This window comes from Methylopila turkensis (assembly GCF_027922325.1).
Lineage (GTDB): Bacteria > Pseudomonadota > Alphaproteobacteria > Rhizobiales > Methylopilaceae > Methylopila > Methylopila turkensis.
The window spans coordinates 269692-289122 of the sequence record NZ_BSFL01000003.1 but is presented as its reverse complement, the minus strand read 5'-3'; the positions used below and the strand labels follow the sequence as shown (position 1 = coordinate 289122).

General features: G+C 69.8%; 18 protein-coding genes. 5 read left to right on the top strand and 13 right to left on the bottom strand.

What is annotated here, in order from left to right:
- Positions 1-71: 71 nt before the first annotated feature.
- On the bottom strand, positions 72-1112 hold the full coding sequence (locus tag PKE78_RS12615; protein WP_271201258.1) for an ELM1/GtrOC1 family putative glycosyltransferase: 1041 nt from the start codon (positions 1110-1112) through the stop codon (positions 72-74).
- 8 nt (positions 1113-1120) lie between these two features.
- Positions 1121-1858, bottom strand: a complete 738-nt coding sequence (locus PKE78_RS12610; RefSeq protein ID WP_271201257.1) for a hypothetical protein — start codon at positions 1856-1858, stop codon at positions 1121-1123.
- Between the two features lie 177 nt (positions 1859-2035).
- Here PKE78_RS12610 and PKE78_RS12605 point away from each other — a divergent pair, with 177 nt between their 5' ends.
- Positions 2036-4024, top strand: a complete 1989-nt coding sequence (locus PKE78_RS12605) for a hypothetical protein (RefSeq protein ID WP_271201256.1) — start codon at positions 2036-2038, stop codon at positions 4022-4024.
- 8 nt (positions 4025-4032) lie between these two features.
- Here the strand turns inward: PKE78_RS12605 and aspS are convergent, their stop codons facing one another.
- Positions 4033-5805: an aspartate--tRNA ligase gene (gene aspS, locus PKE78_RS12600; protein WP_271201255.1), complete on the bottom strand. Its 1773-nt coding sequence runs from the start codon at positions 5803-5805 to the stop codon at positions 4033-4035.
- A gap of 145 nt (positions 5806-5950) precedes the next feature.
- Between aspS and rnd the strand changes: the two genes are divergently transcribed.
- Positions 5951-7195, top strand: a complete 1245-nt coding sequence (gene rnd, locus PKE78_RS12595; RefSeq protein ID WP_271201254.1) for a ribonuclease D — start codon at positions 5951-5953, stop codon at positions 7193-7195.
- Between the two features lie 13 nt (positions 7196-7208).
- On the opposite strand, the gene ppx is transcribed toward rnd, so the two are convergent.
- The 5 genes from ppx to PKE78_RS12570 form a co-directional block, all read right to left on the bottom strand.
- Positions 7209-8759, bottom strand: a complete 1551-nt coding sequence (gene ppx, locus PKE78_RS12590; RefSeq protein WP_271201253.1) for an exopolyphosphatase — start codon at positions 8757-8759, stop codon at positions 7209-7211.
- The gene (locus PKE78_RS12585) at positions 8752-10953 is read right to left on the bottom strand and encodes an RNA degradosome polyphosphate kinase (protein ID WP_271201252.1); all 2202 of its coding nucleotides are present in this window, start codon (positions 10951-10953) and stop codon (positions 8752-8754) included. Before PKE78_RS12585 ends, ppx begins: the two co-directional genes overlap by 8 nt.
- A 103-nt stretch (positions 10954-11056) precedes the next feature.
- Complete coding sequence (locus tag PKE78_RS12580) at positions 11057-11746, bottom strand: P-loop NTPase family protein (protein ID WP_271201251.1); 690 nt, start codon at positions 11744-11746, stop codon at positions 11057-11059.
- An 11-nt stretch (positions 11747-11757) separates the two neighbouring features.
- A complete protein-coding gene (locus PKE78_RS12575; protein ID WP_271201250.1) occupies positions 11758-12927 on the bottom strand; it encodes an AI-2E family transporter in 1170 nt (389 codons plus the stop codon).
- A 32-nt stretch (positions 12928-12959) separates the two neighbouring features.
- A complete protein-coding gene (locus tag PKE78_RS12570; protein ID WP_271201249.1) occupies positions 12960-13517 on the bottom strand; it encodes a CDP-alcohol phosphatidyltransferase family protein in 558 nt (185 codons plus the stop codon).
- Positions 13518-13687: 170 nt separating this feature from the next.
- On the opposite strand from PKE78_RS12570, the gene purM reads away from it, so the two are divergent.
- Positions 13688-14782, top strand: coding sequence for a phosphoribosylformylglycinamidine cyclo-ligase (gene purM / locus PKE78_RS12565; protein ID WP_271201248.1), 1095 nt, complete (start codon positions 13688-13690; stop codon positions 14780-14782).
- Positions 14779-15423: a phosphoribosylglycinamide formyltransferase gene (gene purN, locus PKE78_RS12560; RefSeq protein ID WP_271201247.1), complete on the top strand. Its 645-nt coding sequence runs from the start codon at positions 14779-14781 to the stop codon at positions 15421-15423. The genes purM and purN overlap by 4 nt, the downstream gene beginning before the upstream one ends.
- A gap of 115 nt (positions 15424-15538) precedes the next feature.
- On the opposite strand, the gene PKE78_RS12555 is transcribed toward purN, so the two are convergent.
- From PKE78_RS12555 to PKE78_RS12540, 4 genes are all read right to left on the bottom strand, one after another.
- Positions 15539-16306, bottom strand: coding sequence for a TerC family protein (locus PKE78_RS12555; protein WP_271201246.1), 768 nt, complete (start codon positions 16304-16306; stop codon positions 15539-15541).
- Positions 16307-16404: 98 nt separating this feature from the next.
- Positions 16405-17091 carry a TerC family protein gene (locus PKE78_RS12550; protein ID WP_271201245.1) on the bottom strand — a complete coding sequence of 229 codons (687 nt, stop codon included), beginning with the start codon at positions 17089-17091 and terminating at the stop codon, positions 16405-16407.
- Positions 17092-17189: 98 nt separating this feature from the next.
- Positions 17190-17612, bottom strand: coding sequence for a nucleoside-diphosphate kinase (ndk, locus tag PKE78_RS12545; protein ID WP_271201244.1), 423 nt, complete (start codon positions 17610-17612; stop codon positions 17190-17192).
- A 136-nt stretch (positions 17613-17748) separates the two neighbouring features.
- The gene (locus tag PKE78_RS12540; protein WP_271201243.1) at positions 17749-18429 is read right to left on the bottom strand and encodes a glutathione S-transferase N-terminal domain-containing protein; all 681 of its coding nucleotides are present in this window, start codon (positions 18427-18429) and stop codon (positions 17749-17751) included.
- Between the two features lie 68 nt (positions 18430-18497).
- On the opposite strand from PKE78_RS12540, the gene PKE78_RS12535 reads away from it, so the two are divergent.
- Complete coding sequence (locus PKE78_RS12535) at positions 18498-18998, top strand: DinB family protein (RefSeq protein WP_271201242.1); 501 nt, start codon at positions 18498-18500, stop codon at positions 18996-18998.
- 67 nt (positions 18999-19065) lie between these two features.
- On the opposite strand, the gene PKE78_RS12530 is transcribed toward PKE78_RS12535, so the two are convergent.
- Positions 19066-19428, bottom strand: a complete 363-nt coding sequence (locus PKE78_RS12530) for a hypothetical protein (protein ID WP_271201241.1) — start codon at positions 19426-19428, stop codon at positions 19066-19068.
- Positions 19429-19431 lie beyond the last annotated feature (3 nt).

Sequence of the window (19431 nt, the reverse complement as noted above, 5' to 3'; positions counted from 1 at the left end):
CCAGGACGGCGTCGTTCTACGTCGGACGTCTAATGCGGCCTTTTCGCACAGATCGCGCGAATTGCCAGCGGCTATCTTGCGCCTGCGCGTCGTAGCGCGGGACGGACCGCTTCGGCCAGACGGGCGAGCGGGTGATAGGGTAGCTCGCGGAGCCGCGCCGCGCGATCAGGCCAGTGGTCGAAGGCGAACTCGTCGAAGCCGATGAAGGCGGCGACGCCCGCCTGGACGTGCTCCGCAAGCTCGGCGGCGTCGCGCGCCGGCGGACGATAACCGACCGGCCTCGCCATCAGGGTCGGCCGCCGCGCTGCGAGCGCTTCCGCGATCATCGACATCGAGTCCGCGGTCGCGACCACGACGTCCGCGGCGTAGGCGTCGAGGTTGGACCGGAAGCCCTCGCGGCGGAAATCGACCACGCGGCGCGTCACGTCGTCCGGGGCGAACGCCGCGACGAAGGCGTCGAAATGGGCCGCAGGCGTTCGCCGGGAGTTGAAGGCCGTGACAGTGACGCCCCGCGCCGCCGCGCGGCGCAGGCCTTCGGCGAGGAGCGCGAAATCCTCCGCGGTGAAGGCGTAGTGCTTGGTGTCGCCGCCGATCAACGCGGCCATCGTGCGCGCCTCCCCGCCGCGGCGCGGACGCGGAAGCGCGTCGGGATCGATCTCGCTCGGCCGCAGCACGGTGACGCCGCGGCCGAGCCGCACCGCCGGCCGGTCGGGCCGCAGCAGGACGTCGAACTCGGGCAGCAGCGGCAGCTTCGGAAAGCCGAAGAAGATCGAGCGACCGCCCACCTGACGCGCGAGTGCGATGTTCGCCGCGCCGGTCGATGGCCCGGCGGAGACCACGACGTCGAAGCGCGCGCCTTCCGCCGGACCAAGCCATCTCGCTTCTTTGCCCTCGATCTCGTAACGGCTGCGAAAAAACCGCTCGAACGGGACGAACCGCGCCGCGATCCGGTCGAAGCCGCGCGAGCGCGAGCCTGCCTCCCGTACGCCGATCCAGCGCGCCTCGACGCGCGCCAGACGGCCGAGCGCCGCCAGCACGCCGAGATTGATGCGGTCGTGGCCCGCGACGCCGTCCGTCAGCACAAGCGCGCGAAGCGGAGCCGCGCCGTCCACCACCGGACCTACTCCCGCCAGTGCTCGGCGATCCAGGGCGTCGGCCGCACGTGCTTGTAGAGCCGCTTCATCGGCGTCGTCGGCCAGTGGCCGTCGCGCGCCTCGTCCGGATTGGGCCGCCCGGTGAAGCAGATGATCCGGGCGTCGGCCGGCAGCGCGGGCGTCCGGACGAAGTTGAACGGCCAGCGCGGCATCAGGCTGTGCTTGAAGCTGACGCACCAGGGCGCCGGCCAATAGCGCCGTTCGCCGATCGTGCGCGAGATGTAGGTCTGGCTGTTGTCGTAACCCGCGATCGTGCCTTCGGGGTCGTTGCGGAACGCGTCGTAGATGTGGGCCTTCGATCCCACGTCGAAGCGGTAGACCGAGGTGTTGCCGACGCCCTGCCCCATCTGGGTCCAGTTCTCGGCCACCACGAAGTCCGCCTCGGGCGCGAAGTCGAAGAACGCGTCGAGGCCGCCGGTGATCACCACGTCGAGATCGGTGAACAGCACGCGCCCCGAAATCCCTTCGAGCGCCGGGCCCCACAGCGACACCTTGCGCCAAGATTTCCACATGTGGCTCGCCGGCATGTCGATCGGCGGCAGCGGAAAGGTTTCGACCTCAGGCCGGATGCCGGACGCGTCGTCGGTGTAGCAGACGAGCCGCATCGGCCGCGCGGTGTTCCGCGCGATCATGGCGTAGAGCTTGTTGACGTAATCGGGTCCGTAGAGCTCGCCCCAGCGAATGCATATGAACGTCTGGGTCACATCGAAGTCCGGGGAAGCGCGGGCGGGCCTGCGGCCGAGGCGGCCGAGAGGGAGGGCGGCACCATGCCGCCGAACGATCGCCCCTTCAAGCGATGGACGGCGGCGAAGGGCGTCCTACCTCGACGCGTGTCAGGAGCGTTGCGAAACGCGCCGACGCCAGGGACGCCCCGAGGACATATGAACATACGCGCCATCACGATCGCCGCGGCGGGCGGCGTCCTGCTGCTCGCCGGCCTCGCCGCCCTGCCCTGGGCGGTGGACCGCTACGCGACCGCCAAGGTGGACAAGGCGCTCGACGAGGTGCGCGTCCGCAGCACCGCTGTCGTCACCCGCGGCGACATCGCCGTGGACATCGGCGCACGTTCCGTCGCCGTGCGCGACGTGGCGGTCGACACGCCGGGGGCGGACGGCGCCCGGCTGCGGATCGCGCTGGTGACGATCGAGCGCCCAAGCGAAAGCGACGGCCGCATCACGGCGGCGAAGGTGCGGTTCGACAACGTCGTCGTAAGCCTCGGTCGCGAGACGGTGCGCATTCCGTCGGTCACGCTGACGGGCTATGCGGGGCCGCCCCAGGGGCTGGTCGCCGCGACGGGCTCGGGCGTGGTGGCCCGCACGCAGGCCGAGATCGCGGCCGGTCTCTGGGCCGACGGCGCCACGATTCCCATCATCGAGATCGACAACGACAAGGCTGGAGTGCGGCGGCGGATCACGGAGGTCGCGTTCGGGCCGACGGAGGCCGGCGTCGCGCGCCGCGTCGACGTCGGGAGCGCGACCGCGCAGGCGCCGGCGCGCCTGTTCTCGGCCCGGGTCGGCCCGGATTTCGAGGCCTCGACCGGCGCGATGAGCTTCGAGGGCCTGAGCCTGCCGGCGCTGCTGCGCTTCCTTGCCGGCGACGGACAAGGCACGCGCGAGGCCGCCATCGCGAAAGCCTCGATCGAGCGGATCGCCTTCTCGGCGCCGACGGCCACGCTCGGACCGGTCAAGGGCGCGATCGGGCGGTTCGAGATCGACGATCTGCGCCTGCGCGCGCTGGCGGCGCCGGCCGAGGCACTCGAACTGATCCAGAGCAAGGCGGAGCGCGGCGAACCGCTGACGCCCGCCGAAACGCGCCGGCAGATCACCCTGATGACCGACGCCGCGCGCGCCGTGGCCTTCGCGCGCATCGGCGCGTTCGACGCCTCGCTCGACGCGCAGCCTCCGGCCTCCCCGCCCCTGTCGTTCGCGGCGGAACGCGTGGTGTTCGCGGGCTACGCCGACGCGGCGCTTGAGCGTGTGGTCACGATGGGCGCCCGCATCGCGTGGGACGGACGCAGCGCCACGATCGGCGAGGCCTTCGTCGACCAGATCGACGCCGCGAACCTGCTCACGCACGCTGAGCGGGTCGGCCGCGACGAGATCCTGCTCACCACGACGCCCGCGCCCGACGAAATGCTGGAGCTCATCCCGCGCCCGCGCCGCGCCGGCGTCTCGAAAGTCGAGCTGCTGACGCGCCGGCACGGCGTCGTCCGGGTCGGGATGATCCGGACCGGAGCGCGCGGCGAGAACGACACCGTTCCGAACCGCATCGGTCTCCGGATCGAGGACTTCGAGGCGGCGGCTCCGACCGACCGCTGGTACTCGAAGTACCTCGCCGACGCAGGCGTCGAGCGCCTCGACCTCGACTTCCGGGTGCTGCTGTCGCTCGATCCCAGCACGCAGATTCTGAAGCTCGACGGCCTCGACTACTCCTCGCCCGAGATCGCGGACCTCCATCTCGAAGGCGAGCTCACGCAGGTGGACCCGACGCTCATGGTCGCGACCGGAGCCGAGCTCGTCGACAAGCTCTCGCGCGTCACCCTTCAGCCCTTCACCCTGCGCCTGACCGACAAGGGCGGGATCGCGGGCGCGCTCGCCTCCGCCGCGAAGGCGCAAAGCGCGGACCCGACCGCCTACCGCAACGGCTTCGCGCAGGAGGCAAAAGAGCGGATGGAGGCGGTGCTCGGCCCGAGCGCCGAAGCCTCGGCGATCGCGACCGAGCTTTTTCTGCGCACAGGTGGAACGCTCGAGGCCCGGATCGTCCCCCGCTCGCCCGACACCACGCTGCTCCAGCTGCTGGGGCTGATCCAGCTCGGACCGGCGGGCGTCGCCCAGGCGCTCGACGTGTCGGTGCTGAGCCGGGCGCTCTGAGCCTCGGCCTACTTCTGCGGCAGGCTGAGCCGGATGTGCAGCTCCTTGAGCTGCTTCGGCGTCGCGGGCGACGGCGAGCCCATCAGCAGGTCTTCGGCGCGCTGGTTCATCGGGAAGATCGAGATCTCGCGCAGGTTCTGCGCGCCCGTCAGCAGCATGACGATGCGGTCCACGCCCGCCGCCATGCCGCCATGGGGCGGCGCGCCGTACTGGAACGCGCGGTACATGCCGCCGAAGCGCTCGATCACCGTCTGCTCGTCATAGCCCGCGATCTCGAACGCCTTCACCATCGCCTCCGGGCGGTGGTTGCGGATGCCGCCGGAGGCGATCTCGAAGCCGTTGCAGGCGATGTCGTACTGGAACGCCTTAATGGTCAGCGGGTCCTGGCCCGTCAGCGCGTCGAGCCCGCCCTGCGGCATCGAGAACGGGTTGTGGGAGAAGTCGACCTTCTTCTCCTCCTCGCTCCATTCGTAGAACGGAAAGTCGACGATCCAGGCGAGCTCGAAGCGATCGTGGTCGACGAGCTTCAGCTCCTCGCCGACCCGCGTGCGGGCGAGGCCCGCGAACTTCCAGAACTTCGCCGGGTCGCCCGCGACGAAGAAAGCCGCGTCGCCCTCCTTGAGGCCGAGCTGGTCGCGGATCGCGGCGGTGCGCTCCGGCTCGATGTTGTTGGCGATCGGACCCGCGCCCTCGCCGCCCTCGCGCCACATGACGTAGCCGAGGCCCGGCTGGCCCTCGCTCTGCGCCCAGGAGTTCATGCGGTCGCAGAACGCGCGGCTGCCGCCGGTCGGCCCGGGGATCGCCCAGACCTGATTGCCCTCGGTCTCCAGCATGCGGGCGAAGACCTTGAAGCCCGCACCCCGGAAATGCTCGGAGACGTCCTGCATGATCAGCGGATTGCGCAGGTCCGGCTTGTCGGTGCCGTATTTCGCGATCGCCTCGGCGTAGGGAATACGCGGCCAGTTCTTCGTCACCGGCTTGCCGTTCGCGAACTGCTCGAACACGCCCGTGATCACCGGCTCGACGGCCGCGAACACGTCCTCCTGCTCGACGAAGCTCATCTCGAGGTCGAGCTGGTAGAATTCGCCGGGCAGGCGGTCGGCGCGCGGGTCCTCGTCGCGGAAGCAGGGCGCGATCTGGAAGTAGCGGTCGAAGCCGCTCATCATGATGAGCTGCTTATACTGCTGCGGCGCCTGCGGCAGCGCGTAGAATTTGCCGGGATGGATGCGGCTCGGCACCAGGAAGTCGCGCGCGCCTTCGGGGCTCGACGCGGTCAGGATCGGGGTCTGGAACTCGAAGAAGCCCTGCCCCTTCATCTTGGCCCGCATGGCGTCGATGATCGCGCCGCGGATCATGATGTTCCGGTGCAGCTTCTCGCGGCGCAGGTCGAGGAAGCGGTACTTGAGCCGCGTCTCCTCCGGATAGTCCTGATCGCCGAACACCGGCAGCGGCAGGTCCGCCGCGGGCCCTAGCACCTCGGCGTCGCGGGCGTAGATCTCGACCTGCCCCGTCGGCAGCTCTGCGTTCTCGGTCCCTGCGGGCCGCGTGCGCACGGCGCCGTCGATGCGGATCACCCATTCGGAACGCACCGTCTCGGCGAGCCCGAAGGCGGGGCTGTCGGGATCGACCACGACCTGGGTGAGCCCGTAATGGTCGCGCAGATCGATGAACAGCACGCCGCCGTGGTCGCGGACGCGGTGCACCCAGCCGGACAGGCGGACGTTCTGGCCGACATGCTCGGCCCTGAGTTCGCCGCAGGTGTGGGTGCGGTAGCGGTGCATCGTCGAAAGATCCCGGATCGGTCGGCGCCCGTAGGGCGCCCGAAAAAGCCGCCGGACCACGGCATGCGCGCGCGCGGCTTGTCAAGGCGAATGGCCCGACGGACGCGAGACAGGTCGTTTCGACTCCGCTATATGCGGAGACGACATGATGATCACTTCGACCCAAGACCTCCAGGCCGCCTGCGCGCGGTTCGCGCGCGCCGACTTCGTCACCGTCGACACCGAGTTCCTGCGGGAGACGACCTTCTGGCCGAAGCTCTGCGTGGTGCAGATCGCCGACGCCGAGGGGCCGGTCGTGGTCGACGCGCTCGCGCCGGACATCGACCTTCAGCCGCTGTTCGAGCTGATGGCGAACGAGGCCGTGCTCAAGGTCTTCCACGCCGGCCGGCAAGACATCGAGATCTTCCACCATCTCGCGGGCCTCGTGCCCCATCCGGTGTTCGACACCCAGGTCGCCGCGATGGTGCTCGGCTTCGGCGACTCGATCTCCTACGACCAGCTCGTGCAGCGCACCGCCGGCGTGACGCTCGACAAGTCCTCGCGCTTCACCGACTGGAGCCGTCGCCCGCTGTCCGAGGAGCAGATCACCTACGCGATCGCGGATGTGACCCATCTGCGCACGGTCTACGCCAAGCTCTCGGCGGATCTGGAGCGCCGCGGCCGCGCCGAATGGCTCGTGGAGGAGATGGAGGTGCTGACCTCTCCCGCCACCTACCGGGCCGATCCGGAGGACGCCTGGCAGCGGTTCAGGTCCCGCGTGAGGAAACCGCGCGATCTCGCTGTGCTGATGGAGGTCGCGGCCTGGCGCGAGCGCGAGGCGCAGGGGCGTGACGTGCCCCGTTCCCGCGTGCTGAAAGACGACGCGCTGGTCGAGGTGGCGATGCGCGCGCCGAAGACCGTGGACGCGCTCGGCGCGCTGCGCACCTTCCCGCGCGGCTATGAACGCTCCCGCGCCGGACAGGACATCCTCGAGGCGGTCGCCCGCGGCCTCGAGCGCGATCCCGCCTCCCTGCCGCCCATCGACCGCGAACGCGGCGCGACGCCCGCGAGCGGCGCGACCGTCGAGCTGCTGAAGGTCCTGCTGCGGATGATCGCCGAGCAGAACGCCGTCGCCGCCAAGATCATCGCCACCGCCGACGATCTGGAGCGGATCGCGTCCGACGACGACGCCGACGTGCCCGCGCTTGCGGGATGGCGGCGGGAGCTGTTCGGCCAGCGCGCGCTGAGCCTGAAGGCCGGCACGCTGGCGCTGGCGCTGGAGCGGGGCCGCGTCGTCGCGGTGGAGCGCGATCCGTCGAGCGACGAGCCCCTGCCCGCCCCCCAGCGCCGCAAGCGCCGCGGCGGCGGCGAACGCCGCAGCGAAGAGCCGGCGGCCGCGTCCGCCGACTGACGCGCCCTCGCTTTCAGATCGTCTCGATCGCGGTCGGGCGGGCCAGCAGCTTGCCGAGCTTGTTCAGCCGGTTGCGCAGACGGTCGCTGGCAAGTTCGCCGAGCTCGGTCGGCAGCCGGAGCGTGAGCACGTCGCGCTTCAGCGTCAGCGGCGCGCGCGGCAGCACGTCGGCGACCGCGGCGGAGACGAGATAGGCGACGCGCATTGCTGCTCCGAGCGTCCGCGCCCGGTCAAGGATGCGGGTGGAGGCGAGTTCCCGGATGCGCGGGCTGGCCTCGTCGTCCAGCAGGCCCATGTGCCGGTAGAAGATGGCGAGCGCCATGTAGGCGCGGCCGAAATGGTCGACGCCTGCGAAGCTGCCATGGGCGATGGTGTCGAGGCTCTGCTCGCCGCGGTAGTCCGGGTGGGCGCGCCAGCCGATGTCGGCGAGATGGCAGGCCGCATGCCGCCAGCGGCGCTCCTCCACCGTCTCGTCGATGTCGACCGAACGGAACAGCCGGTCGGTCCATTCCACGAGGTCGTCGCCGTGCCGGGGCGCGCGGGCGCGGAGATAGCCGAGATCCCGCGCCGAAGAGATCAGCGGATCCTCGCGGCGGCCGTCGTCGTCGAGCAGTTCGTAGAGCAGGCCTTCGCGCACGCCGAGCGAGGACAGCACGACCTCGCGCGGCTTGCCGATGCGCAGGATGTGTTCGAGCACGACGGCGCCATAGGCCAGCAGCGGGCGCCGCTCCGAGGACACCACGTTGATCCCCGGCAGCGTCTCGGGGTCGACCCGCCGCACGAGGCGGCAGAACTCCAGCGCCTCCTTGGCCGGGATGGTGTAGCCGTGCAGCACGTGCAGCGGGTAGTTCTTCTGCACCATGTGCATGTGGGCGAGCGCGCGCCAGGTGCCGCCGACGGCGTAGAACGTGCGATCCTTGAGCTTCTCCAGTTCGCGGGCGTCGTCGAGAGCGTCGCGCGTGATGCGGTCCGCCTTCTTGATCGACTGCTCCGACACGTCCTGCAGGCGGATGCCGCCGAGCGGGAAGGTCGCGCCGTCCGACAGCCGCGCCTTCGACACGCTGATGAGTTCGAGGCTGCCGCCGCCGAGATCGCCGACGATCCCGTCCGGCTTGAAGAAGCCGGATACCACGCCGAGCGCGGAAAGCCTGGCCTCGCGCTTGCCCGACAGGAGCTGGATCTCGGTCCGGCACAGGCGCTCGGCCTCGGCGATGAACTCCTGGCCGTTGGCGGCGTCCCGGGCGGCCGCGGTCGCGAGCACGAACATGCGCCCGACGCCCATGGCGTCCGCGAGAGCGCGAAACCGCCGTAGCGCCGCGAAGGCCTTCGCCATGCTGTCCTCGGACAGACGGCCCGTGACGGCTACGGAACGACCGAGCGCGCACAGCTCCTTCTCGTTGAACATCGGCGTCGGGGCCCGCGACAGCCCTTCGTAGACGACGAGGCGGACGGAGTTCGAGCCGATGTCGACGATGGCGACGGGCGGGCCGTAAGGCAGGCGCCCGGGAGGGAGGGCGCGTCCGCTTCCGGACGTTCCTTCCGACGGCGATTTGGGCTTAGCCACGCTTGGCCAGGCGGCGCGGCGAACTGGTCTTGGACGACTTGCCGCGTCCCGAGAGGCTGGGGTTCGTCATGAAATACTGATGCGCATTGAAAGGCTCCTCGCCGTCGGCCGGGACTATGCGTCGCGAGGTTCCGTCGGGCAACAGCGTCCAGCTCTGCTGATTGTCCTTGAGGTTCGCCACCATGATCTGGTCGAGCACCTGCTCGTGGACGGTGGGGTTGAGGATCGGAAGCAAGGCCTCGACGCGCCGGTCGAGATTGCGCTGCATCAGGTCCGCCGAGGAGATGTAGACATGCGCGTTCGGCGACGGCAGGCCGTGGCCGTTGCCGAAGGCGTAGATGCGGCTGTGCTCCAGGAAGCGGCCGACAATCGATTTGACGCGGATGTTCTCGCTGAGGCCGGGCACGCCGGGGCGGAGGGAGCACATGCCGCGCACGACGAAATCGACCTGCACCCCCGCCTCGCTCGCCGCATAGAGCGCATCGATCGTCTCGGGGTCGACGAGGCTGTTGCACTTGCCCCAGATCGCGGCCGGCCGGCCGGCCTTCGCGTGCGCGATCTCCTCATGGACGTGCTGGAGGAAGCGTTTGCGCAGCGTGTGCGGCGAGGCCGCCATGCGCTCCAGAGCGTCCGGCTCCGCGTAGCCGGTGATGAAGTTGAACAGCCGGCCGACGTCCCGCCCAATCACCGGATCGGCGGTGAAGAACGACAGGTCGGTGTAGATCCTGGCGGTGATCGGGTGGTAGTTGCCCGTGCCCACGTGGCAGTAGCTGGTGAGCCCGCCGCTCTCGCGCCGCACCACAAGCGACAGCTTGGAGTGGGTCTTCAGCTCGATGAAGCCGAACACCACCTGCACGCCGGCGCGCTCCAGATCGCGCGACCAGCGGATGTTGGCCTCCTCGTCGAAGCGGGCCTTGAGCTCCACCAGCGCGGTGACGGACTTGCCGGCCTCGGCGGCCTCGGCGAGCGCCTTCACGATCGGGCTGTCGGAGGAGGTGCGGTAGAGGGTCTGCTTGATCGCTACCACGTTCGGATCGCGCGCCGCCTGGTTCAGGAACTGCACCACGACGTCGAACGATTCGTATGGGTGATGGACGACGATGTCCTTCTCGCGGATCGCCGCGAAGCAGTCGCCGGCGTGCTCGCGCACCCGCTCGGGGAAGCGCGGGTTGTACGGCTTGAACTTGAGCTCAGGGCGGTCGATCGAGACGATCTGGCTGAGGTCGCCGAGCGCCAGCACGCCGTCGACCACGAACACCTCGTCGTCGGCCACGTGGAGCGCGGCCACCACGAAGGCGCGCAACTCGGGCGGCATGGCGTTTTCGATCTCGAGCCGGATCACCGACCCGCGCCGGCGCTGCTTCAGCGCGCTCTCGAACACGCGGACGAGGTCCTCGGCCTCCTCCTCCACCTCGAGGTCGCTGTCGCGGATGACGCGGAAGGCGGCCTGCGCCTTGATGTCGTAGCCGGGGAACAGCCGACGGGTGAACAGGCCGATGACCTGCTCCAGGCTGATGAAGCGGGTCACGCCCGGCTCGCCATCCGGCAGCCGGATGAAGCGATCGATCCGCGCCGGCATGCGGATCAGCGCGTTCAGCGGGCGGCCGTCCGAATGGCGGGCGAGCTGCAGCGCGATGGTGAAGCCGAGATTGGGAATGAACGGGAATGGGTGCGCCGGATCGACCGCGAGCGGCGTCAGGATCGGGAACACGTAGTTCAGGAAATGCTCTTCGAGCCAGACCAACTCGGCCTTGGTCAGGCCGGGCCCCTCGACCAGGACGATGCCGGCCTTCTGGATCGCCGCGCGCAGTTCGAGCCAGCGGATCTGCTGGTCGTGGGCGAGCGAGGACACCACCTCGCCGATCCGCGCGAGCTGCTCGGCCGGCGTCCGGCCGTCGGGGCTTAGCTCGGTCAGGCCGGAGCGGAGCTGGCCGCGCAGGCCCGCGACGCGCACCATGAAGAACTCGTCGAGATTGTTCGCCGAGATCGACAGGAAGCGGAGCTGCTCCAGCACCGGATGGCTCTGGTTCGCCGCCTCCTCCAGCACGCGTCGGTTGAACCAGATCCACGAAATCTCACGGTTGACGAAGCGCGACGGGTCGCCCGTCTTTTCCGACGCAGGTGTCGCCGGCGCGCTCTCCAGCTTCGCCTCGGCGATCGCGGCCCGCGGCGTCACGCTTGCAATCTCGGCCATGTCGTCACCCTTCGCCGGCGAAACCGTCACCGCGGCGCTCGGCTTGGCGCGGGCGCGGCGAGGCTGCATACGACGGTTGTGTGACGACTTCGCAACGGCGCTCTCAGTCATCGTCTCCCCTCAAGCGGTGCAGGACGTCGCCCGCGAGCCCCCGGCCGATAGATCGGCCGCGGGCGAGCGATTCCCGGTCGAGCGCCTCCACGAGTTCGCGAACGGCGCCGAGCGAACGGTCGCACTGTCGGGCGACATAGTCGATCACCCCCGCCTCGACCTTGAGCTGCCGGTCGTCGAGCAGCTTCAGCAGGACGGCGCGGACCGTCTCGTCGTCGGGCTCCTCGAGCCGCGCGACCGGCAGCGCGCGAAGCCGCGACGCGAGGTCGGGCAGCGTCGGCCACAGCAGCGTGGGCGCCTGGCGCGCGGTCAGCAGCAAGCGAGCGGCGCGTTCGCGCGCCAGATTGAGCAGGTGGAACAGCGCGTTCTCGTCGGCGCCGTCGCGATCGACGTCGTCGAGCAGCAGCGCTGCGTCGTCCGCCTCGGCGCGCAGGCGATTGATCGCATCCTCGGCCGAAGCCGCGGCCGCCGCCCCGCTCGCCACGCGCCAGATCTCGGCGAGATGGCTCTTGCCCGCGCCGCCCGCGCCCACGAGCAGCAGCGAGCGATCCGGCCAGCGCGGCCAGGATGTCACGATCGCATGCGCCGCGGCGTTCGCAGGCGTGACCAGGAAATCCTCGACGCCGAAGCGCGGGTCGTGCGGCAGGACGAGCGGGATCTGGCGCGGAATGTCGCGGGCCAAGACGGCGGTCCTCAGCGCCCCTCGGCGGGAGGCGCGGCGGGCGGAGGAGGAGGCGCGATCGTCGTGCGCGGTCCGAACAGGCTCGCGCCCTTGGGGCCGCCCGGAAGCACGTCGGGTTCGCCCTCGTCGCCGGTGTAGAACGGGCTTTCGAGGTAGCGGTCCAGCCCGAACCGCAACAGCACGCCGACCGCCGCCGCCAGAGGCACGGCGACGAGCAGGCCGACGAAGCCGAACAGGTAGCCGAAGGCGACCAGCGCGAACATCAGCCACACCGGATGCAGCCCGACGGAGCGCCCGACGAGGCGGGGCTGCAGGAAGTTGCCCTCGACGAACTGTCCGAAGACGAAGATGCCGAGCACGATCGCCACCATGGTGTAGTCGGGCCAGAACTGGACGATCGCGACGGCGAGCGACACCAGCAGGCCGGTGATCGAGCCGATGTAGGGGATGAAGCCGATCAAGCCGGCGCCGAGGCCGATCAGCAGGCCGAAGTTCAGCCCCACCATGCTCAGCGCGATGGCGTAGAACGTGCCGAGCAGCAGGCAGACCAACGCCTGGCCCCGCACGAAGCCGGCCACGCCCCCGTCGATGTCGCGTGCGAGCCGGCGGATGGTGGCCTTGTGGCGGAGTGGCACCCAGCCGTCGATGGTCTCCACCATCCGGTCCCAGTCGATCAGCATGTAGAAGGCGACGACCGGCGTCACCACCAGCAGGCTGATCACCGAGAGCACCGCCTGCCCGCCGGTCCAGAGCGAGGCGAGGAACGTCGTCATCCAGTTCAGACCCTGGCTGACGATCGTGCCGATGGAGGAACGGACCTGGCCGAGCCCCTGCCCAAGCAGACGCTCGATCCACGGCTGGTTCTGCTGCGCGATCAGCTCCTGCAGGCGGGCGATGGTCTGCGGCAGCCGCTCGACGAAGTTTGCGAGCTGTTCGGCCAGCAGCGGCGCGATCAGCATGATCAGCAGCACGAAGGTCAGCACCACCGTGACGAGGATCACGACCGTCGCCCAGACGCGCGGCAGCCCCAGTCGGCCGAGCCGGTCGGCGAGCGGGTCGAGCAGATAGGCGAGCGCGAGGCCCGCCACGAACGGCAGCAGGATGCTGGAGAAGAGGTAGAGAAAGAGGACGACGACCGCCGCCAGTCCGATCCAGAACAGTACCTGACGCTGCAAGGCCATCGTGGTCTCGTCTCTCCCGCGACGGTCCGCGGTCACGGGTCCCGCCGTCCGGTCTCCGCGCGCGCCATGTGTTTTGCGAATGCGAGGAGATATGCCCCCGCCGAAGCCAGCGTCAAGCCGGCGACCACCCAGCCAACCGCGGCCTCCAGCATGCCGAACCGCAGCCCGAATCCGTCGCCTCCGAGCACGAGGCCGGCGAACACGATCTGGGCCGCGGTGTTGGCCTTGCTGATTTTGAGGGGCTCGATCGGCAAAGGCCGCTGCAGGGCCCAGCCCAGGCCGACGGCGCCCACGATCAGGGCGTCGCGCGCCACCACGGCCGCTGCGAGAGCGGCCGGTATCTCGCCGGCGAGCGCCAGCGTCACGTAGATCGAGACGAGCAGCGCCTTGTCCGCGACGGCGTCGAGATAGGCGCCGAGCTTCGTGCGCTGGTCGAGCGCACGCGCCAGCGCGCCGTCGACCGCGTCCGTCGCCCCGGCGAGCGCGAACACCCAGAACGCCGCCAGATGCTCGCCGGTCGCGATCAGCCAGATCACCAGCGGGGTCGCGAACAGCCGGCCGATGGTCAGCAGGTTGGGCAGGTTCACCATGGGCGCTCCGGAGGCGCTGGCGCCGCCTCCAGCCGCGAGATAAGCACGCGACGAGCGCTGGGCCACTTCGTCCTTCGGCGATGCCCGGGCGGGGAGAACGCCCGCTGCGTGTTGCGCCTCGAACGGACGCGGTCTAAGGGGTCGGCGACGCGACGCGGAGCCGGGAGAGCATGGCCGACACGACGAAGACAAGCGGCGGCCTGACCTATGCGGACGCGGGCGTGGACATCGACGCCGGCAACGCGCTGGTCGAGCGCCTGAAGGCGCTCGTGCGCGCCACCCGCCGCAGCGGGGCCGACGCCGAGATCGGCGGCTTCGGCGGACTGTTCGACCTGAAGGCCGCCGGTTTCGTGGACCCGATCCTCGTCGCGGCCAACGACGGCGTCGGCACCAAGCTCAAGATCGCGATCGAGACCGGACACCACGACACGATCGGCATCGATCTCGTCGCCATGTCGGTCAACGACGTCGTGGTGCAGGGCGCCGAGCCGTTGTTCTTTCTCGACTACTTCGCCTGCGGCAAGCTGGCGGGCGACACCGCCTACGAGGTCGTCAAAGGCATCGCCACCGGCTGCATCGAGGCCGGCTGCGCGCTGATCGGCGGCGAGACCGCCGAGATGCCGGGCATGTACGCCGACGGCGACTACGACCTTGCGGGCTTTGCGGTCGGCGCCGCCGAGCGCGGCCGCCTGCTGCCGCGCCGCGACGTCAAGGCCGGCGACGTGCTGCTCGGCCTTCCCTCCTCCGGCGTCCATTCCAACGGCTATTCGCTGGTCCGCCGCATCGTGGCGCGTTCCGGCCTGTCGCTGGAGGCGCCCGCCCCGTTCGAGCCGCAGAAGACGCTCGGCCGCGCGCTGCTGACGCCGACGAAGCTCTACGTGCGCCCGCTGATCGCAGCCCTGAAGGCCACCGACGGCGTCAAGGCGCTCGCCCACATCACCGGCGGCGGCCTGCCCGACAACCTGCCCCGCGTGCTGCCCGACGGCTTCGGGGCCTGGATCGATCTCTCCGTTATCCCCGTGCCGCCGGTTTTCGGCTGGCTGGCCGCGGCGGGCGGCGTATCGCAGTCGGAGATGCTGCGGACGTTCAACTGCGGCGTCGGCATGGTGGTCGTGGTCGCCGCCGAACAGGCGGAGGCCGTCGAGGCCGCGCTGAAAGCCGAGGGCGAGACGCCCGTGCGGATCGGCGAGATACGAGAGATCGCCCGCGCCGACGATCCCGTCCATTTCGAGGGCGCGCTCGACCTCGCCGCGCCGGCGGCATGAGCCGCGCCCGCGTCGCGATCCTCGTCTCGGGGCGCGGCTCCAACATGGCGGCTCTGATCGACGCCGCCGCGGAGCCGGATTTTCCGGCCGAGATCGTCGCGGTGATCTCGAACCGGCCGACAGCGGGGGCGCTCGCGATCGCGCAGCGGGCCGGCATCGCGACGGCGGTGGTGGACCACAAGGCGTTTCCGAGCCGCGAGGCGTTCGACGCCGAGCTCGACCGGGCGCTGCGCCGCTTTGCGCCGGACATCGTCTGCCTCGCCGGCTTCATGCGCATGCTGACCGACGGCTTCATCGCGGGATGGGCCGGCCGGATGATCAACATCCACCCCGCGCTGCTGCCGAGCTTCAAGGGGCTCGACACCCATGCCCGCGCGCTCGCGGCCGGGGTGAAGCTCCACGGCTGCACCGTGCATGTGGTGACGCCGGAGATGGATTCCGGCCCGATCATCGCGCAGGCGGCGGTGCCGGTGCTCGATGGCGACGACGAAGGCGCCCTCGCCGACCGGGTGCTCGCCGCCGAGCACCGGCTCTATCCCCGCGCGCTGCGGCTGTGGGCGACGGGCGCGTCGCGGCTGGTCGACGGCCGCGTCGTCACGGAAAGCGCGGAGCCGGCGCCCGGCCCCTACATCTGGCCCTGAGCGCCGGTTTTCACGGGTTCCAAATGCAAAAAAGGGCGCGGTCGAGGCCGCGCCCTTTTTGTGTCCGGAAGCTGCGGCCCGGCGGGCCCGGAGGAACCGGGCCCGCCGAAGGACGTCAGCTCGCGTCCTTGATCGTGCCTTCCGCCGTGGCGTGGCGGCGGCGCTTCAGGCCGTAGCTGATCGCCAGCACCAACACGGTGCCCGCAGCGGCCGCCGCGTAATGCAGCCACTTCACCGCGGTGAGACCGCCCGGGTTCTCCGGATCGGGGATGACGTAGCCCGCGTCCAACCCGTTCAGCCAGTTCAGGATCACGACGTCGCCGAGGATCATCTCGCCGGCGATCCAGCCGAGCAGCGCCGCGCCGAGCCAGACCAGGAACGGATACTTCTGCAGGACCGCGGACAGCAGCGTGGAGCCCGCGATGATCAGCGGGATGGTGAGCAGCAGGCCGAAGATGAAGAGCTCCGGATGCCCCTTCGCAGCGGCGGCGATGGCGACGACGTTGTCGAGGCTCATCACGGCGTCGGCGATGGCGATGGTGCGCACCGCGCCCCAAAGGTTCTCGCTCGCGGCGACGTCGGCGTGGTCCTCGTGCTCGTCGGTCGCAAGCTTCACCGCGATCCAGAACAGCAGCACGCCGCCGGCGATCTTGAGGAAGGGCACGCCGAGCAGGAAGGTGATGAAGAAGGCGAAGATGATGCGCAGGCCGACCGCGGCGCCGGCGCCGAGCAGGATGCCCATCTTGCGCTGCTTCGGCGGCAGCTTCCGGCACGCCAGCGCGATGACCACGGCGTTGTCGCCTGACAGCAGCAGATCGATCCAGATGATCTGAAGCAGCGAAATCCAGAACGTCGGCTGGTCGAAGGCGAAGCTGAATTCCATTCGTGTCCCCTTGTGTCGCGCTCTCGCGGCGCACGATCTTCGTTACAGGAAAGCCATTCGGATCGCTGCGGGCGGCCCGCCAACTCCGTCCTGTTCCCTCAGGACGGCGCGTCGCGACGCTTCAGGCGCCGCATCATCCATCCCGCCGCGACGACCAGCGCCGCGAGCGTCACCGCCGTCGTCGTCTCCCAGTCGTGGACGACGGCGGCGCCGAGCCGGTCGGCCAAGGCGACGTCGGAGATCAGCATCTCGCCGGCCACGAAGCCAAGCAACGCGGCGCCCGCCCACACGATGAGCGGAAACCGATCCATCACGGCGAGGATGACCGCGCTGCCTGCGACGATCATCGGCACCGAGATAACAAGCCCGGCGACGAGAAGCCCGAAGTGATCGCCGGCGACGCCCGCGATGGCGATCACATTGTCGAGACTCATGACCACGTCTGCGACAGCGATGGTGCCGACGGCGCGCAAGAGGCTCTCGGAGCTTTTGACCTCGCCCTCCGCCTCGTCGCCCGGCGCGAGCAGGTCGACCGCGATGTAGAGCAGCGCCAGCGCGCCCACGACCTTCAGGTAGGGAACGCCCAGCAGCGCGACGATGACGAGCGTGAACAGGATGCGCAGCGCGATCGCAACCCCGGCGCCGAGGATCATCCCCATGCGCCGCTGCCGGGCCGGAAGGGCGCGGCAGGCCATCGCGATCAGAACGGCGTTGTCGCCCGAAAGCAGGGCGTTGATCCAGACGATCTCGCCGAAGGCCAGCCAGTCCACCGATCCGAGGCCCATCACCCTCGCCTCACAAAAAAACGACCGGCGCGTTTTGTCGCACGCCGGTCGCGGGGCCGCCAGTCTTGGCATGCCGGATTTTTTAAGTTTCGGCAGCCTCAGCCGACGATTTCGTCGTCCTTGAAGAAGTACGCGATCTCTTCCTTCGCGGTCTCCGGGGCGTCCGAGCCATGCACGGAGTTGGCCTCGATCGACTCGGCGAGGTCCTTGCGGATGGTGCCCTCGGCCGCGTTCGCCGGGTTGGTCGCGCCCATGACCTCGCGGTACTTGGCGACGGCGTTCTCGCCCTCGAGCACCTGAACGACGACCGGGCCCGAGATCATGAAGCCGACGAGGTCGTTGAAGAACGGACGCTCCTTGTGGACCGCGTAGAAGCCCTCGGCCTGCTCCTTGGTGAGCTGCAGGCGCTTCTGCGCCACGACGCGCAGGCCGGCCGCCTCGATGTAGGTCAGCACCTTGCCGGTGATGTTGCGGCGGGTCGCGTCGGGCTTAATGATGGAGAAGGTGCGCTCGAGAGCCATGGGACAACCTTGTCGTCTGGAAGGATGCGCGCCGCAGGCTCGATGCCGCCGGCCGCGCACGCCGGATGAGGAAAGCGCGCGGCTTATAGCGTGGGGGCTAGCGGCGCGGAAGGTCCCTGTTCCGAGACAAGCCGGCCTATCCCCTCGTCGCGGCGAGCGTTTCGCCGTAGCGCTCCTCGAGCCGACCGAACCAGGGGCCGATCCGCTCCTCGCCGGCGAGATAGTCGACGGCGCCGACCACCCTCGCCCACTGGAACAGGCCTGCGATCAGGAAGTCCGCGAACAGCGGCGCGTCGCCGCCCAGGAACGGCTGGCCGCGCAGCAGGATGCGCAACGGCGTCATGGCGTCCTTCGCGGCCGCGACGCTGGCGTCCGGGTTCGCCGCGACCTCCTCGAGCGTGTGCCGGAACATCTTCTCGCGCGAGGCGCGGAAGTAGCCCTGCGTCTCCGCGTCGAGCGCGTCGTGGATCGCGAGGACCATCGGGCGGGACATCTTGCCGAGGAGGTACGCGCCCTGGGCGGCGACGCCGCGGGTGAGCGCGACAGCGCTCTCGCCTCCGAACAGCGCCGGCGCGTCGGGCCGGGTCTTTTCCAGATGGAGCGCGAGCGCGAACGAATCGCCAATGGTCGCTCCGTCGATCTCCGTCACCGGCACGGTCTTGAAACCGCCGCCTGCGACGGTCGAGATGTCGACGAAGCGCGTCGGCGTGGTCTCAAGCGTCACGCCCTTATGGGCCAGCGCCAGCTTGGCGGCCCAGCAATAAGGCGACAGCCGGCGGCCGTCCGCGAGGACGAGATCGTAGAGATGGGCGGTCATGGCGTTCCTTCCACGTTTCTTGGTCTGACGACGCACACTGGCATGCCAGATGCCATCAAGGCGAGGTGATGATGAAACGCTGGATCATGTTCGGGGACTACAACACGTGGGCGAACCGGCGGCTCTATGCGGCGGTCGCGGCCCTGCCCCCGACCGACTTCGGCCGCGACGGCGGCGCGTTCTTCCGCAGCCTGCGCGGCACGCTGAACCACATCCTCGTCGCCGACCGCATCTGGCTCGGCCGGTTCGAGGGCGAGCCCGCTTCCGACCTCAAGCTCGACCAGATCCTCCACGACGACCTCGGCGACCTGACGGCCGCCCGCGAGGCCGAGGACGAGCGTCTGCGGGCCTTCGTCGGCGGGCTGGATGAGAAGGACGCCGAACGCACCATCGTCTACCGCCGCCAAACGTCCCCGGAGGAGATTCGCCAGCCGCTGGAGTTCGCGCTGGCGCACCTGTTCAATCACCAGACCCACCACCGCGGGCAGGCGCATGCTCTGCTGACGCAGTTCGGCGGGCCGGACGCCGGGCCGGCGCTCGACCTCGCCTTCTTTCAGCGCGGGCTGTGACCGCGGAAGGCTGGTTCAGGCCCTTGGCGGCTCAAGAGCGGGTCTGGCGCTTCACGCAGGATTGCGCTCAGTAGTCCGCGCTGACGTTGGCGGGGCAGACCATGCCGCACTTGTAGTAGCCGCCGTCGAATTGGCCGCGCGTATAGTACTGCGGCGCAGGCTGGCGCGCAGACCTTACGGGAGCCGCCCTCCGAGTAAAGGCGTTGCGCGACTTAACCGGCGCGCTCTTGCGGGACTGTGCCCCGCGCTGCGACACACGGCCCCGGTCGGACCGTTGGCGCGCATATCGCTGCTCGTAGCGAGAGGGCGCATCGCGGGGGCGAAAGGTCTCACGGATCAGCGGGGCCATGGCGCCGAACACGCGGTCGATGTCCGACGAGCCTGCGCTCGCCGGCGCGCCCGAGGCGAACAGCGCAATGGTCACCGCCACCAC